Source organism: Kribbella lupini, assembly GCF_039529595.1.
Lineage (GTDB): Bacteria > Actinomycetota > Actinomycetes > Propionibacteriales > Kribbellaceae > Kribbella > Kribbella lupini.
The window spans coordinates 2,656,570-2,672,398 of record NZ_BAAANC010000002.1 but is presented as its reverse complement, the minus strand read 5'-3'; the positions used below and the strand labels follow the sequence as shown (position 1 = coordinate 2,672,398).

Below are 15,829 nucleotides of genomic sequence, written 5' to 3'. Positions count from 1 at the left end.
CCTTTTCGTTGAAAGAAGAACTTTTCGCTGAGCGAAATCCTAGCGGAGCTTCGATGCCGAGTCCAGTACTTCTCCACGACGCCATCGCCGAGCACGTGCACGACGGGGACACGGTCGCGCTCGAGGGCTTCACGCACCTGATCCCGTTCGCCGCCGCGCACGAGATCGCGCGCCAGGGCCGCCGGCACCTGACCTTGGTCCGGATGACGCCGGACCTCGTCTACGACCAGCTGATCGGGCTGGGGGTCGCCGACAAGCTCGTCTTCTCGTACGGCGGCAACCCCGGCGTCGGCTCCCTGCACCGGCTGCGTGACGCCGTCGAGAACGCCTGGCCGCACCAGCTCGACGTGCAGGAGCACAGCCACGCCGGGCTCGCGAACGCGTACTCGGCCGGCGCCGCGCGGCTGCCGTTCGCCGTACTGCGGGGCTACCGCGGGACCGATCTCGAGCAGCAGCGCGACATCATCTCCCGCGTCACCTGCCCGTTCACCGGCGAGCAACTGGCCGCGGTGCGAGCGGTCAACCCGGACGTCACCGTGATCCACGCGCAGCTCGCCGACCGCGACGGCAACGTGATGCTCTGGGGCATCACGGGCGTTCAGCGCGAGGCCGTGCTGGCCGCGGACCGGGCGATCGTCACCGTCGAGGAGGTCGTCGACGAGTTCCCCGAGCGGACCGGCGCGGTGATCCTGCCGAACTGGGTGCTGTCCGCGGTCTGCGTCGTACCGAACGGCGCCTGGCCGTCGTACGCCGCCGGCTTCTCCGTCCGCGACAACGACTTCTACCAGCGCTGGGACGCGATCGCGCGGGACCGGGAGTCGTTCCTGGCCTGGGCCGCGGACAACGACCTGAAGGAGAGCGCGGATGTCTGAGTGGGACAGCGCCGAGATGATGAACGTCGCGGCCGCCCGCGAGCTGTACGACGGCGACGTCTGCCTGGTCGGGGTCGGGCCGCCGAACCTCGCGGCCAACCTCGCCCGCCGGACACACGCGCCGAACTGCCGGCTGGTCTACGAGTCGGGGGCGATCGACGCCAAGCCGCACCGGTTGCCGTTGTCGATCGGCGACGACGACCTGGCCGCGACCGCGACCGCGGTGGTGTCGGTCCCGGAGATGTTCAACTTCTGGGTCGGCGCCGGGCGGATCGACGTCGGCTTCCTCGGCGCCGCGCAGATCGACCGGTTCGGCAACATCAACACGACGGTGATCGGCGACCACGCGCACCCGAAGGTCCGCCTGCCCGGAGCGGGCGGCGCGCCGGAGATCGCGGCGGCCGCGCGACGGGTGATCGTGATCGTCAAGCAGTCGCCGCGGACGTTCGTGGAGACCGTCGACTTCGTTTCCTCGGTCGGCTACGGGCCGACCGGGCAGGAACGCGAGGCGCCCGGCGCGGGGCCGACGCTGGTGATCACCGACCACGGCGTCCTGGAGCCGGATCCGGTGACGCACGAGTTGACCATGACCCGGTTGCACCCGGGCGTGACCGTCGAGCAGGCGGTCGCCGCGACCGGGTGGGCACTGAAAGTTGCCGACAGCATCGAAGAGGTGCCGGCGCCGACCGAGCACGAACTGACCGTACTGCGGAAGCTGCGCAACCGGGAGCCGATCGATGCCTGAATCCTTCGTGCACACAGGCTTTCCGAGCCGGATCGTCTTCGGAGCCGGGACCTTGGACCAGGTCGCCGCCGAGGTGGAAAGCCTCCAGATCTCCAAGGCGCTGGTGATCGCGACGGGCTCTGCCCGCGATGCGGCGGATGTCGTGGAACTCGGACTGGAGGATCGGTTCGCCGGGCGGATCGACGAGGTCCGGCAGCACGTACCGGTCGAACGGGCCGACGCGGCCCGCGCCAAAGCCCGCGAGATCAGCGCCGACGGGATCGTCGCTCTGGGCGGCGGATCCGCGATCGGCCTGGCGAAGGCGATCGCCCTCACCACCGGGCTGCCGATCGTCGCCGTACCGACGACGTACGCCGGTTCGGAGATGACCCCGGTGTGGGGCCAGACCGCCGACGGCGCCAAGACCACCGGCACCGACCTCGCCGTACTCCCCCGGACCGTCGTCTACGACCCGGTCCTCAGCCGCGGCCTCCCGCTCGGCATCACCGCGGCCAGCGTCGCGAACGCGCTGGCTCACTGTGTCGAGGCGACCTGGACGGTCAAAGCCGATCCGATCACCGAGCTCACCGCGGTCGAAGGCGCCCGCGCTCTCCACGACGGCCTGCTCGCCGTCGTCGAGGACCCGCACGACTTGGATGCCCGAGGCAACCTTCTGTACGGCGCCTGCCTGGCCGGCTCAGCGCTCGCCACGGCCGGGACGGGCCTGCACCACAAGCTCTGCCACCTGCTCGGCGGCACCTACGGCCTGCCGCACGCGGAGACGCACGCGGCCGTCCTGCCCCAGGTAACACACCTGAACGCGCCCGCTGTCCCGCGCGCCAAATCGCGGCTGGAATCTGCCATCCAGGCAGAGAATCTGGCCACTGGTTTGTACGATTTCTTCAGCACCACAGGCGTTCCGACCAGTCTTCGCGCCCTCGGTCTCAGCGAACAACAGGCCAAGGAAGCCGCCCAGCAGTTCGCCGCCGGCAACCCGGCGAACGTCGTGCCGGTCGACGAAAAGACACTGACAGAACTCCTGCTCGCCGCCTGGTCCGGCGAACGTCCTTCCCTGCAAGGAGTCACCCGATGACCTCCGCGTTCCTGTACGACGCCGTCCGCACTCCCGTCGGAAAGCTCGGCGGCGCGCTGGCGGGTGGGCGACCGGACGACCTCGCCGCCGTCACCCTGCGCGAACTACTCGTGCGCCACCCCGGCCTCGATCCGGCGCAGATCGACGACGTCTTCCTCGGCAACGCCAACGGCGCCGGCGAAGAGAACCGCGACGTCGCACGGATGGCCGCGCTGCTCGCGGGATACCCGACCAGCGTCCCCGGTACGACGGTCAACCGGCTCTGCGGCTCCGGTCTCGAAGCAGCCATCCAGGCAGCAAGGGCCGTCGAGACCGGCGACGCCGGACTGGTCGTCGCCGGTGGCGTCGAGTCGATGAGCCGCGCGCCCTGGGTGCTGCCGAAGCCCGACCGGGCCTTCCCGCACGGCAGCATGACCGCGGAGTCGACCTCGCTCGGCTGGCGGCTGGTCAATCCGCGGATGCCGAAGGAGTGGACCGTCTCGCTCGGCGAGGCGACCGAGCAGCTCGCCGAGAAGTACGGCATCACTCGCGAGGCGCAGGACCTGTTCGCCCTGGAGTCGCACGAGAAGGCCGCGAAGGCCTGGGCAGCCGGCACGTTCGACGGCGAGATCGTGCCGTGGGAGCACCTGGCGCCGTACCTGCCGGCCAAGACGAAGCCGCTGACCCGCGACGAGTCCATCCGCGACGGCGGCACCCCTGAGGTGATGGCCAAGCTCAAACCGGCCTTCCGCGAGAACGGCACGGTCACCGCGGGCAACGCGTCCACGCTGAACGACGGCGCGTCCGCCGTACTGATCGGTGATGAGCAGACCGCGCAGCGCCTCGGCATCAACCCACTGGCCCGGATCGTCAGCCGCGGCGTGCACGGCGTCGAGCCGCAGTACTTCGGCATCGGTCCGGTCGAGGCCTCCCGCAAGGCGCTCGCCAAGGCCGGCATCGGCTGGGACGACCTGAAGCTGGTCGAGCTGAACGAGGCGTACGCCGCGCAGAGCCTGGCGTGCCTGGGCGAGTGGCCCGAGCTGGACCGCGCGAAGGTCAACGTGAACGGCGGGGCGATCGCCCTCGGGCACCCGCTGGGCAGCTCGGGCACAAGGATTCTCACCACTCTCGCGCACGAGCTGCACCGGCGCGGCGGTGGCTACGGCCTGGCGACGCTGTGCATCGGCGTCGGCCAGGGACTGGCGATGGTGATCGAGGCATGAGGGGACACGACATGAGCGACAACCTGACCGACGAGGTGGTGGCCAGCTTCGACGGCAGCCCGGACGCGCGGACCAAGGAAGTGATGGGCGCGCTGGTCCGGCACCTGCACGCGTTCGCGCGGGAGGTCGACCTGACCGAGGAGGAGTACTTCCGCGGCATCGACTTCCTGACCCGGACCGGGCAGATCTCGACCGGGACCCGGCAGGAGTTCGTGCTGCTGGCCGACGTCCTGGGCCTGTCGATGCTGACCGTCGGGCTGGACACCAAGCTCCCGGCGGAGGCGACCGCGGCGACCGTCTTCGGCCCGTTCTTCGTCGAGGGCTCCCCGGCGTACGAGCTCGGCGACGACATCGCCAACGGCGCCCCCGGTACGCCGTGCCTGGTGAGCGGCCGGGTGCTGGACACCAAGGGTCAGCCGGTCGGCGGCGCGCTGCTGGAGACCTGGCAGGCCGACGAGGACGGCTTCTACGACGTCCAGAAGGACCTCGACGTCCCGCAGAACCGCGGGCACTTCACGACTGATGCCGATGGCAACTTCTCGTTCTGGTCGGTCCGCCCGGTCGCCTACCCGATCCCGAGCGACGGTCCGGTCGGCGAGCTGCTCCGCGCCGGCGGCCGCGGCCCGATGCGGCCGGCCCACATCCACTTCATGGTCACCGCGCCCGGTTTCGCCCGGCTGATCACGCACGTGTTCGCGGCCGGTGACGAGCACCTGGTCGACGACGCCGTGTTCGGGGTGAAGGACTCGCTGATCGCCGAGTTCACCGAGCACGCGGCCGGTACGGCGCCGGACGGCCGCGTGGTCGACCAGCCGTACGCGACCGTGCACTACGACCTCGTGCTCGCCACCACCGAGGAGACGCTGTGACGGATTCCTTCGAGACCGACGTCCTGATCGTCGGCAGCGGGCCCGCCGGTGGTGCCGCGTCGCTGTTCCTGTCGTCGTACGGCGTCGACAACGTCGTCCTGACCCGCTACCGCTGGACCGCGAACACCCCGCGGGCGCACATCACCAACCAGCGCACGGTCGAGCTGATGCGGGACATGGGCATCGAGGACCAGATCACCGACAAGGGCACCGAGCACGCGCTGATGGGCCAGACCGCCTTCTGCACGAGTCTCGCGGGTGAGGAGATCGGCCGGATCCGAACCTGGGGAACGCACCCGCGCCGGCTCGCCGACTACACCGAGGCCTCACCCACGCTGCCGTGCGACCTGCCGCAGACACTGTTCGAGCCGATCCTGGTCAGTACGGCGGCCACCCGCGGCGCGCGGGTCCGGTTCGACACCGAGTACCTGTCGCTGGAGCAGGACGCCGACGGCGTCACCGCGCACGTCCGGGACCGGCTCAGCGGCTCGGAGTACGACATCCGCGCCAAGTACCTGATCGGCGCTGACGGCGGCCGGAGCAAGGTCGCGCAGGACATCGGGCTGCCGATGGCCGGGCAGATGGACGTCGAGGGCTCGATGAACATCGTCTTCGAGGCGGACCTGTCCAAGTACGTCGCGCACCGGCCGAGCGTCCTGTACTGGGTGCTGCAGCCGGGCGCGCAGATCGGCGGGATCGGCGCCGGGCTGATCCGGATGGTCCGGCCGTGGAACGAGTGGCTGGTCGTCTGGGGCTACGACATCAACCAGCCGCCGCCGGTGGTGGACGAGGCGATGGCGACCGAGATCGTGCACAACCTGGTGGGTGACGACACGATCGACGTGAAACTCAAGGGCACCTCGGTGTGGAGCGTCAACCACATGTACGCCGAGCAGGCGTCGGTGGGCCGGGTGTTCTGCATGGGCGACGCGATCCACCGGCACCCGCCGAGCAACGGGCTCGGCTCGAACACGTCGATCCAGGACGCGTACAACCTGGCCTGGAAGCTGTCGCTGGTGCTGAAGGGCCAGGCCTCGCCGGCGCTGCTGTCGTCGTACGACGAGGAACGCGTGCCGATCGCGCGGCAGATCGTCGAACGGGCCAACAAGAGCCGGACCCAGTTCGGGCAGATCTTCCGCGCGCTCGGCATGACGCCGGACGCGCCCGCCGGGCGGACGATCGACTCGCGCAAGGACGACACTCCCGAAGGCGTTGCCCAGCGCAACGAATTGCGGGAGGCGATCGAGCTGAAGGACTACGAGTTCAACGCGCACGGCGTCGAGCTCGGTCAGCGCTACGCCTCGTCGGCGGTCGTGCCGGACGGGACCCCCGAACCGGCGTACGAGCGGGATGCCGAGCTGTACTACCACCCGACCACGTGGCCGGGCGCGCGGATCCCGCACTGCTGGCTGACCCGAGGCTCCGAGACGGTCTCGACCCTCGACGTGGTCGGCAAGGGCCGCTTCACCGTGCTCACCGGCATCGGCGGCGAGTCCTGGGTGAAGGCCGCCCAGGCCGTCTCCGAGTCGCTCGGCCTCCCGATCGAGGCCGCGGTGATCGGCCCCGGCCGCGAGCTCGACGACCTGTACGGCGACTGGGCGCGGCTGCGCGAGATCCCCGACAACGGCTGCCTGGTCGTCCGGCCCGACGCTCACATCGCCTTCCGTTCGAGTGAGCTTCCGGAGGATCCGACGGCCGCCCTGCACGAGGCTTTCGCGGCGGTTCTAGGTCGTTAGCTTCCAGCTGTGCGCTTCGACGACGGGCTCTGCCACTTCACCCGGGAAGTGGTAGGGCTCGTCGCCCACGTTGAGCAGCAGGACGAGGCTCTGGCCGTCGGCGGCCGACCTGAGCGCGACGGCTTCGTTGGTGAGGTGCTCGACCGTCGTCCGCGCCCTGACCAGCCAGGGATTGCGTCGCCGTACGCCGATCAGCTCCTGGTGCAACCGGTACGTCGCGTTGGCGTCACCGGGCTTGTCCGGGAAGAGCTGACGGATCGCGTCGTCGCCGCCGGCCCGGTCCTCCTTCACGCCGGGCCAGCCGAACTCGTCCCCGGCGTACACGCTCGGAATCCCTGCCACCGTGAACAGAATCGCGACCGCGTGCCCGAGATGGCGCTCGTCCGTGAGCTTGCTGGCGATCCGGGTGACGTCGTGGTTGCCGACGAAGGTCTGCGGCACGAACGCGTCGAGGAACTGGTCGTGCCGCTCCAGCGCCGAGGCCAGCTCGTAGAAGTTGCCGTCGTTCAGCGAGCTCCAGATCGCCTTCCACAGCTCGTACTGCGTGATCGAGTCGAGCGTGCTCTCCTGCGCGTACGCCGCGTAGTCGCCGTGGATCAGCTCACCGAAGAACCACGCCTCCGGGTACCGCGCCCGCACCTCGGCCAGCACGTCCCGCCAGAACGACGCCGGTACGGCGTACGCCGCGTCCAGCCGCCAGGCGTCGACACCGCGCCCGAGCCAGTGCGTCATCACGTCGACGACGTACCGGCGGACGGCGGGCAGCTCGTGGTCGAGGGCGATCAAGTGGTCGTGGCCCTCGAAGTACGCGAGCCCTTCGCCGGTCCGGCGGAACCACTCGTGCGGACCCGCGAACGACCGGGCGACATGGTTGAAGACCCCGTCCAGCGCCACCCGCAGACCCCGGGCGTGCGCCGCCGCGACCAGCTGGTCGAAGTCCTCGTCGGTGCCGAGCCGCGGATCGATCCGGAAGTGGTCGATCGTGTCGTACCCGTGCGTCTCGGACGCGAACACCGGACCGAGCAGCAGCCCCGAGCAGCCCAGCTCGATCGCGTGGTCGAGCCAGTTCTCCAGGTGCCCGAACCGGTGCGGCTCGGAGCTCAGGTCAGCCAGAGCCCGCTCGGCGCCGGTGAAGCCGAGCGGGTACACGTGCCACCAGATCGCATGGTCGGTCCACATCTGACGACCGTACCGGCTCGAGTCGGGTCAGGCGGCCGGGTCGGCGCGGAGCTGCCGGGCCAGAGCGGTCGCCTCGTTGGTCTCGGCCTCGATGAGCATCAGCATCGCGACCCGCGCCGAGTCGTCGGCAGCGCCGAGCGCCGCCGCGGTCAGCGCCTGCAGCGTCGCGAGCTCATGGATCAGCTCGGACCAGATCTGCGCGGTCTCCCGCATCGCTGCCCGTTGGGCAGGCGGAACCACCGCGATCTCGTCCAGCTCGTCCGGTCGATGCGCGTACAGCCCAGAACTCACCGTCTTCTCCCCCACGTCGTCGCACACCCAGTACGGCACGCCACAGTGACGAGCCGTCCCCGCCCGAGTTGGGACTGACTTGATGCACCAACAACGCCGCAGCGAGCCCAGAGTTACGGCCGTGTCTCGAAATGCGCTCAGCAGGATTGCCGGGCCGCGCCCAGCTCGACCGGTTTGCGCATCGAGCTGAACCGCAGCGCGCGGGCCTTCGCGCAGAACGAGTCCGGTGCCAGCTCGTACTCGACGTGCAGCACCGCCTTGCCGGCCGCGACGAACGGCCGCAGCAGGTCGCACTCGTCGTACCGCATGCACTCCTCGTTGACCGCGAAGTCGAAGTCCGGCTGCAGCTGCTCGATCTGGTCGAGGTCGTTCTTCAGGCCGACCGACAGCCCGCGCTCGTGCGCCAGTGCGGCGATCCGCCGGTTGAAGGTCAGCTGGTCGTCGGCGGTCAGCGGGAAGCCGGTGTCGTTGGCGTAGCCGTCGACGTTGTCCGGCTCGACCGCGTCGAACCCTCTGTCCCGGCACTGGTCGAAGCGAGCCGCAAGCAGCGGCTTCAGCCGGCCCCACTGCCGGATGTCGAGCCAGCGCTCGTCGGGCCACCCGTCCAGAGCCTTGCCCAGCACGGCGGCCGGGAACTTCGCCTGGTCGGGCCGGAAGTTCTCGTACGAGCCGACGCTGACGTAGCAGATCACCCGCCGGCCCTTCTGGTGCAGCTCGGCCACCTGTGCGGCCGACGTCTTCTCGTAGTCGACGTCGTACACCGGCACGTCCACCGAGAGGTCCAGCTCGCCGGACAGCTGCCACTGCCAGGCGACACCCTGCTCAGGAGCCCACCGCTGCTGCTGAGAGGTGGCGACCGGCGTTTCTGCTCCATCCGCGCAGCCGGTCAGCACCAACAACAGGGCAGCCGCCCAGAATCTCACGGCTGCTGCTGGAAGGTGTGACGGCGGATCCAGGCGTGCATGGCGATCGCGGCCGCCGCGCTGGCGTTGATCGAGCGGGTCGAGCCGTACTGGGCGATGTTCAGGACGTCGGTGCAGATCTCGTGGGCGGCCTCGGTCAGGCCCGGGCCCTCCTGCCCGAACAGCAGAATGCAGGCCTCGGGCAGCTGGTAGGTCTCCAGCGGTACGGATCCGGGCAGGTTGTCGATGCCGATCACCGGTACGCCCTGCTCCTCGGCGTACGCGGCCAGGTCGGCGAGCTGGGGGTGGTGGCGGACGTGCTGGTAGCGGTCGGTCACCATCGCGCCACGGCGGTTCCACTTCCGGTGGCCGACGATGTGCACCTCGCGGGCCAGGAAGGCGTTCGCGGTCCGGACCACCGAACCGATGTTCAGGTCGTGCTGCCAGTTCTCGATCGCGACGTGGAAGGGGTGCCGCTGCGCGTCCAGGTCCTCGACGATCGCCTCCAGCCGCCAGTACCGGTACTTGTCGACCACGTTGCGGCGGTCGCCGTGGGCGAGCAGCTCCGGATCGAACTTCGGATCGGTCGGCGGATCGCCCGGCCAGGGGCCGACACCGACCTCCGCGGTGCCGACCAGATCGGCTCCGACCAGGTCAGCAGCGCTGTCACGATTAGCTTGTTGCACAGGTCGGGACGCTACCCTGTCGACGTGATGATGCAGATGGCGATGCTCATGCCGAACTGGATGGACCCGGAGTTCCTGCTGCACTGGCTGGGCGACTGGGCTCTGTGGGGCACCGCCGCGGTGATCTTCATCGAGTGCGGGCTGCTGTTCCCGATCCTGCCCGGTGACTCGCTGCTGTTCGCGGTCGGCCTGTTCGTCGCCCTCGGCACGATCGACGTCCCGCTCTGGCTGGCCTGCGTGGTGCTGACCGTCGCGGCCTTCGCCGGCAACGTGTCCGGCTACTACATCGGCCGGGCGCTCGGGACGACGCTGTTCAAGAACCCGAACGCGAAGTTCCTCAAGCCCAAGTACATCGAGGACACCCACGCGTTCTTCGACAAGTACGGACCGCGGGCGCTGGTGCTGGCCCGGTTCGTGCCGATCGTCCGGACGTTCATCACCGTCACCGCCGGCGCCGGCCGGATGGACCCGCGCAAGTTCTTCTTCTGGACCGGGATCGGCGCCGTGCTCTGGGGCACCGGCGTCACGCTGCTCGGCCACGCGCTCGGCCGGATCAAGTTCATCCACGAGCACCTCGAGTCGGCGCTGATCCTGCTGGTGTTCGTCTCGATCATCCCGATGATCGTCGAGTACGTGCTGGCCAAGCGCCGCGCGAAGGCGCACGACAACGGCCAGGGCCACGACGAGCGCTACGACACCGAGGCCGAGCGCACCGCGGTGATGGAGAAGCTCAACAACGAGTGACCTCCCCCGCGCAGCTCAGTGCGCGAAGGGGAACTGCGGGTCCGACCAGACGTAGTCGGTGCTCAGCGTGATCAGCGCGGCCACGGCGACCTCGCCGTACGGCAGCGGCCCGATCACCTGACCGGACCCGAGTGAGCACGCCACCCGGATCCGGTCCGCCTGGTACCAGACCAGCGCCCCCCGTGGAGCCACCCCTTCGTGCAGGAGTGCGTGGTGGTCCAGCCACTGCAGCGCGTCGGCCGAGTCGTGCCAACCGCTGTCGTTGGCGTAACCGAACGCCATCCGCTGGAACTTCAGCGTCCACTCCTGCCAGGCCGTGGAGCCGACGCGCTCCAGCTGCCAGTCCAGTGCGGACTCGGTATCCCTCGGGTTCGTGACCCGCTCTGCCATCTGGCGCTCCATGACGCTCTCCCCCCCCGGCCGTGCTCCCCCGCCCGCCGGCCCTCACGCCGTGGCACCACCAGCCTGTCGGTCCGGCATACAGCGCCCGTACATTCCAGATTTGAACGACGTACGGCGTCAGCTGACGGCGAGGTCGGTGCCCAGCCCGGCCAGCTGGTCGCGGGCGTCGGCCACCCGGGCCTCGTTGCCGATCTGCTGCCAGGCACGCACCGCGCGGTTCAGGTACCGGCGGGCGAAGTCGCCGTTGCCGGTCGTCGCGTGCAGCCGGCCGAGGTGGTACGCCGCCTCGCCCTCGACGCTGCGGTCGCCGAGCCGGTGGCCGATCTCGATCGCGTCCAGCAGCATCTTGCGGGCCGCCGCGTCGTCACCGACCGCGACCAGCGCCCGCCCGAGATCGGCCCGCGCGTACGCCGCGCAGTGGTCGTCGCCGATCTTGGTGAAGATCGCCAGCGAGGCCTGCAGCTGCCTGACCGCCTGCTCCGGCCGGCCCTGGTGGGACCGCAGCGTGGCGATCCGCCGCCGGACCTTCGCCTCCCGGTGCCGGTCTCCCCGGCGTACGCCGAGCAGGAACGCCTCGGCCAGGTAGCGCCCCGCGGTCACCGTGTCGTTGCGGGCCAGCCAGATCGACGCGGCCGCGCTGCGGGCCACCGCCTCGCCGTTGCTGTCGCCGACCTCGACGAAAGCCCGGACGGCGTTCTCGTAGTGGACCAGTGCCTCGTCCGGCCGGCCGCGCTCGCGCAGCCAGGTCCCGACGCCGACCGCGGCGATGCCGTCACCGAACCGGTCCCCGACCTCGGCGAACAGCTCGGCCGAGGTGGTCAGGTGCTGCCAGGCCGAGTCCCAGTCGTCCTGGTACAGCGCGAGCTGGCCGAGGTTGCGGTGCAGGATCGCGGCGCCGCGGCGGTCCCCGCAGGCGACCGCGCTCAGCAGACCGGGCTGGTGCGACTCGTTCCAGTCGTCGAAGCCCGCGCGCATGTCGAGGTACGGACCCCAGGCCGCGGCCAGCCGCCAGGCGTGCTCGTGCAGACCGTTCTGGGCCGCGGCCCGGATGGCCGGTACGAAGCTGCTGCGCTCGCTGTCGAACCAGGCGATCGCATCCGTGTCCGTGAAGGGCTGCGGGTCCGGTGCCAGCAGCGGACCCTGGTAGTCGAGGCTGCCGAAGTAGCCGAACGGCAGCGCCGCCGCAGCCCGCCGTACCTTGGCCAGCAAGGCGTCGAGCAGCGTGGCCAGGTCCTTCAGGGCATCAGCCTTCTCGGTCTCGTTGCCGACTCCGATGGCGTGCAGCCGCAGCAGGTCGTGCACCCGGTAGCGGGCCTTGCCGGTGGGGTCGATCGAGCTGATCTGCACCAGGTTGACCTCGATCAGCCGGTCCAGACTCCGCCGTACGACGGCCGGACTGGCCACCGGCTCCAGCACCCGAGCGGAGAACTCGCCCACGGCGAAGTGGCCGATCAGCCGGTAGAGCCGGGCCTCCTCCGGGCTGAGCGAGTCGTAGCTGAGGTCAGCGCTGGTCCGGACCGCCAGCTCACCGATGGTCAGCTCGTCCAGCCGGTGCGTCTCGTCGCGGAGCCGCCGGGCCAGCTCGCTCGGGCTCAGGTCAGGCCGCTGGGCCAGACGGCTCGCCACGATCCGGATCGCCAGCGGCAGGTTCCCGCAGGCCAGCAGGATCTCCTCGGCCGCCGGAGAGCCGCGGTCGATCCGCCCGGGACCCGCAACCCGTAGCAGCAGCTCGGTGGCCTCACCGTCGTCGAACGTGTCCAGCGGCATCGGGTCGGCACCGGCCAGGTCCATCAGCCGGTTCCGGCTGGTCACCACGACCGCGGACGCCCCGGTACCCGGCATCAGTGGCGCGACCTGGCTGGCCGAGGCCACGTCGTCCAGGATGATCAGCACCCGGCGGCTGGCCAGTTCGGACCGCAGCATCGCGGATCGGCGGTCCGGATCGGCCGGTACGGCGAAGTCCGGCAGGTTCAGGCTGAGCAGCAGGTCGGTCAGCGCACCCGCCGGGTCGCGGGGATCGGTCGCCCCGCGCATGTCCAGGTAGATCTGCCCGTCCGGGAAGTACTCCCTGACCTGATGGCCCAGCCGAACGGCCAGCGAGCTCTTGCCGGTCCCAGGCGCTCCGGAGATCACCGCGATCGGCGGACGAACCGGGTCGCGTCCGCAGACCAGGTCGCGCAGCTGGTCCAGGTAATCGGCGCGGCCGCTGAAGTCGGGCAGGTCGAGCGGCAGCTGGGAGGGCGGCCGCTGTGGTTCGGTCAGGGCCGGTGCGGACATCGGTCCGGGCGGCTCAGGGGACTCCGGCTCCGGCGTACGGACTGCTGGGATGCCTGGGTCCGGCCAGTTCGCGGTGTGGCCGTTCTGGGCGCGGGCGCCCGCTGCCTCGAGTTCGGGGCCGGGCTCGACGCCCAGCTCGTCAGCCAGCGTGCGGACTGCCTTGGAGTACGCCGCTCGCGCCTCGCTGGTCCGGCCGGCCGCCACCAGGGTGTCGACGAGCCGGCGCCAGAGCTGTTCGTCGTACGGGTCCTCGGTGAGCCGATCACTGAGCAGTACGGCGGCGCCGGCCGGGTCGCCGTACTGCAGGCGCAAATCGAGCAGGCTGTCGACCAGGCCGCGGTGCTGTGCCTCCAGGCGGGCGATCGAGCCTTCCCAGGCCGACGAGATGCCCAGGTCGGCGAGCGGGTGGCCGCGCCACAGCGCATAGGCCCGGGACAGCACCTGCATCGCCTGGCGGGTGTCACCGGCGTCGCGCAGGTGGCCACCCTCGGCCAGCAGCGACTCGAACATGCTGGAGTCCAGCTCGTCGACGCCGACCTCGATGCTGTAGCCGGCGGCCGAGGTGTCGATCGGTGCGGGCAGGCCGGCGTCCTGGAGAGCTCCCCGGAGCGCGCGCACGTAGGTGCGGATGTTGGCGGTCGCGGATCGCGGCGGGGAGGTCTCCCACAGCGCGTCGGCGATCAGGTCGGTGGAGACGAAACGGTTCGGGTGCAGCAGGAGGGTGGCGAGCAGCTGACGGGGCTTACTGGCGCGTAGCTGCTGGCTGGAGAGGTGCGCGACACGCAGAGGCCCGAGGATCTCGTACCTCAGACTGTCCACTTGGCTGCCCTCTCAACTGTTCCGCTCGCGCCCCATCGTGGCATCCCGACGTCCGTCCGGGAAGGCTCGATCGGAAGCGATGTACGCACCGATGTACGCCGGATGTATGCGGGCCGGGCAGTCTGGGGGCAGGTACCGGGGGGAGGGCAGGCCCGGGGATGACGGACTAGACGCCGTCGCCCCCGGGCCTGAATTTTGTCTAGGCGCCGGTGAACGGCGGCTGACCGTCCTGCGGGCCGGGGGCCCCGGCGGGCGGACCGCCGGCCGGGGGCTGACCCTGGTAGCCCTGGTTCTGCGGCGGGAGCTGCTGGTAGCCGCCCTGCTGGTCGCCCGGCATCTGCGGGTGGATCTGGCCCGAGGACTGGTTGCCGGCCGGCATCTGCGGCGGCGCCTGCTCACCGGCGACCGAGCCGATCGTGCCGAACGAGACCTGCGGCACCGAGCGGACGCTCTCGTCCTTGACCTCGAAGTAGCCGGCCTTCTCGAACTTGAAGCTGCTCGCGATCAGGTTCGACGGGAACGCCTCGATCCGGGTGTTGTAGTCCCCGACGTTGGCGTTGTAGAACCGGCGCCCGGCCGCGATCCGGTCCTCGGTGTCGGTCAGCTCGCGCTGCAGGCCGAGGAAGTTCTGGTTCGACTGCAGCTGCGGGTAGGCCTCGACCGAGATCATCATCTGGCGCAGCGCACCGGACAGCTGACCCTCCGCGGCGGCCCGCTGCTCCGGGGTGGCGCCCTCGGCGCCGACCGCCTGGGTGCGCAGCCGCGCGACCTCCTCGAACACGTGCCGCTCGTGCGCGGCGTACGCGCGGACGGTCTCGACCAGGTTCGGGATCAGGTCGTACCGGCGGTGCAGCTCGACGTCGATCTGCCGCCAGGACTCCTGGATCAGGTTGCGCTGCTTGACGAAACGGTTGTACGAGACGATCAGCGCGATCGCGAGAATCACGACGAGCGCCACGACGATGATGATGACTGCGGTCATTCCCTGCTCCCGTTGTCGGTTACCCGGTGACTCTAGTCCTCGCCGGGTCCGCTCCTCAGGTGCAGCGCTGGCGCTGTCAAATGGTCAGAACCAGCCGTCCGGCGATCTCCCCGGCCGCCTGGCGTTGCCAGGCCGCCGCGACGTCCGGCAGTCCGACGGTCTCGTGGGCGACGGCGATCCGGCCTGCCGCGGCGTGCCGCAGGACCTCGGTCAGCGCTTCGGCCCGCTGCTCCGGCGTCAGCGAGTTGTTGGTGTAGCCGAGGACGTTCGCCGAGCGCCCCCGCAGGACCGACGACGAGAACGTTGCCTCGTCGCCCGAAGCTCCCCCGAGGTTCACCAGCCGGCCACCGGGAGCGAGCAGGCGGGAGGCGGCGGTGGCCGCAGTACCGAAGACCGGATCGATCACCACGTCGACCTCGCCGCCGGTGACCTCGCCGAGGCGTGCCGTCAGCTCGTCGACGTTCCCGGTGGGGATGACCACCTCGTCCGCACCGGCCGCCAGCGCCCGCCGCCGGGACTGCTCGGAGCGGCACACCGCCGTCACCCGGCTCGCTTCGAGCGCCCGCGCGGCGCCGATCGCGATCTGCCCGACCGCTCCCCCGGCACCGAGAACCAGCACTCGCTCTCCCGGCTGCATCCGCGCCCGCCACGTCAACGCCATCCACGCGGCCACGCCGGACAGCCCGAGTGCGGCGACGACAGTGTCCGGTACGTCGTCCGGCAGGGGGACCAGATCGGCATCCGGTACCGCGCAGCGCTCGGCGAAGCTGCCGTCGCCGGCCGTCATCCCGGCCGAGGTCGCGAAGAAGACCCTGGTCCCCGGCGCGACGACCGCCGACTGCTCGACCACGCCGACGCCCTGAACGCCGGGCACGTACGGGACCGGCGGCGCACCGAAGTACGACGTACCGGACGCACACAGCAGATCAAGCGGTACGACGGGCGCGGCGGCGACCCGGACGACGCTCCACCCCTCGGCCGGGACCGGGTCCGGGTGGTCGGTGAGGGACGGCGGTTGGCCCAAGGTGCCCACAACGGCGGCTCGCACGGC

The 15,829-nt window shown here is 70.5% G+C and carries 15 protein-coding genes; 7 read left to right on the top strand and 8 right to left on the bottom strand.

Going from position 1 to position 15,829, the window contains the following annotated elements; genetic code table 11:
- Window positions 1-53 precede the first annotated feature (53 nt).
- The 6 genes from ABD235_RS26085 to ABD235_RS26060 are packed head-to-tail and all read left to right on the top strand — an operon-like array spanning window position 54 to window position 6,496.
- Window positions 54-872, top strand: a complete 819-nt coding sequence (locus ABD235_RS26085; protein ID WP_344178596.1) for a CoA transferase subunit A — start codon at window positions 54-56, stop codon at window positions 870-872.
- Window positions 865-1,617: a CoA-transferase subunit beta gene (locus ABD235_RS26080; protein ID WP_344178594.1), complete on the top strand. Its 753-nt coding sequence runs from the start codon at window positions 865-867 to the stop codon at window positions 1,615-1,617. Before ABD235_RS26085 ends, ABD235_RS26080 begins: the two co-directional genes overlap by 8 nt.
- Window positions 1,610-2,689 (top strand): maleylacetate reductase, encoded by a 1,080-nt coding sequence (locus tag ABD235_RS26075; protein WP_344178592.1) that lies wholly within the window; start codon window positions 1,610-1,612, stop codon window positions 2,687-2,689. Before ABD235_RS26080 ends, ABD235_RS26075 begins: the two co-directional genes overlap by 8 nt.
- Complete coding sequence (locus tag ABD235_RS26070) at window positions 2,686-3,891, top strand: thiolase family protein (protein WP_344178590.1); 1,206 nt, start codon at window positions 2,686-2,688, stop codon at window positions 3,889-3,891. Before ABD235_RS26075 ends, ABD235_RS26070 begins: the two co-directional genes overlap by 4 nt.
- 11 nt (window positions 3,892-3,902) lie before the next feature.
- Complete coding sequence (locus ABD235_RS26065) at window positions 3,903-4,760, top strand: intradiol ring-cleavage dioxygenase (protein ID WP_344178588.1); 858 nt, start codon at window positions 3,903-3,905, stop codon at window positions 4,758-4,760.
- Window positions 4,757-6,496: an FAD-dependent oxidoreductase gene (locus ABD235_RS26060; RefSeq protein WP_344178585.1), complete on the top strand. Its 1,740-nt coding sequence runs from the start codon at window positions 4,757-4,759 to the stop codon at window positions 6,494-6,496. The genes ABD235_RS26065 and ABD235_RS26060 overlap by 4 nt, the downstream gene beginning before the upstream one ends.
- On the opposite strand, the gene ABD235_RS26055 is transcribed toward ABD235_RS26060, so the two are convergent.
- From ABD235_RS26055 to ABD235_RS26040, 4 genes are all read right to left on the bottom strand, one after another.
- Window positions 6,485-7,675, bottom strand: coding sequence for an alpha-amylase family protein (locus tag ABD235_RS26055; RefSeq protein WP_344178582.1), 1,191 nt, complete (start codon window positions 7,673-7,675; stop codon window positions 6,485-6,487). The genes ABD235_RS26060 and ABD235_RS26055 overlap by 12 nt on opposite strands.
- A gap of 27 nt (window positions 7,676-7,702) precedes the next feature.
- A complete protein-coding gene (locus ABD235_RS26050) occupies window positions 7,703-7,966 on the bottom strand; it encodes a hypothetical protein (RefSeq protein WP_344178580.1) in 264 nt (87 codons plus the stop codon).
- Window positions 7,967-8,103: 137 nt separating this feature from the next.
- A complete protein-coding gene (locus ABD235_RS26045; protein ID WP_344178578.1) occupies window positions 8,104-8,889 on the bottom strand; it encodes an endo alpha-1,4 polygalactosaminidase in 786 nt (261 codons plus the stop codon).
- Window positions 8,886-9,554 (bottom strand): TrmH family RNA methyltransferase, encoded by a 669-nt coding sequence (locus ABD235_RS26040; RefSeq protein ID WP_344178576.1) that lies wholly within the window; start codon window positions 9,552-9,554, stop codon window positions 8,886-8,888. The genes ABD235_RS26045 and ABD235_RS26040 overlap by 4 nt, the downstream gene beginning before the upstream one ends.
- A gap of 27 nt (window positions 9,555-9,581) precedes the next feature.
- Here ABD235_RS26040 and ABD235_RS26035 point away from each other — a divergent pair, with 27 nt between their 5' ends.
- Entirely contained in the window at window positions 9,582-10,298 is a 717-nt protein-coding gene (locus tag ABD235_RS26035) for a DedA family protein (RefSeq protein WP_344178756.1), read from the top strand.
- 15 nt (window positions 10,299-10,313) lie between these two features.
- Here the strand turns inward: ABD235_RS26035 and ABD235_RS26030 are convergent, their stop codons facing one another.
- The 4 genes from ABD235_RS26030 to ABD235_RS26015 form a co-directional block, all read right to left on the bottom strand.
- Window positions 10,314-10,688 carry a hypothetical protein gene (locus tag ABD235_RS26030; RefSeq protein ID WP_344178574.1) on the bottom strand — a complete coding sequence of 125 codons (375 nt, stop codon included), beginning with the start codon at window positions 10,686-10,688 and terminating at the stop codon, window positions 10,314-10,316.
- Window positions 10,689-10,817: 129 nt separating this feature from the next.
- On the bottom strand, window positions 10,818-13,796 hold the full coding sequence (locus ABD235_RS26025; RefSeq protein ID WP_344178571.1) for an AfsR/SARP family transcriptional regulator: 2,979 nt from the start codon (window positions 13,794-13,796) through the stop codon (window positions 10,818-10,820).
- A 199-nt stretch (window positions 13,797-13,995) separates the two neighbouring features.
- Complete coding sequence (locus tag ABD235_RS26020; protein ID WP_344178569.1) at window positions 13,996-14,778, bottom strand: LemA family protein; 783 nt, start codon at window positions 14,776-14,778, stop codon at window positions 13,996-13,998.
- Window positions 14,779-14,854: 76 nt separating this feature from the next.
- A complete protein-coding gene (locus ABD235_RS26015; protein ID WP_344178567.1) occupies window positions 14,855-15,826 on the bottom strand; it encodes a quinone oxidoreductase family protein in 972 nt (323 codons plus the stop codon).
- Window positions 15,827-15,829 lie beyond the last annotated feature (3 nt).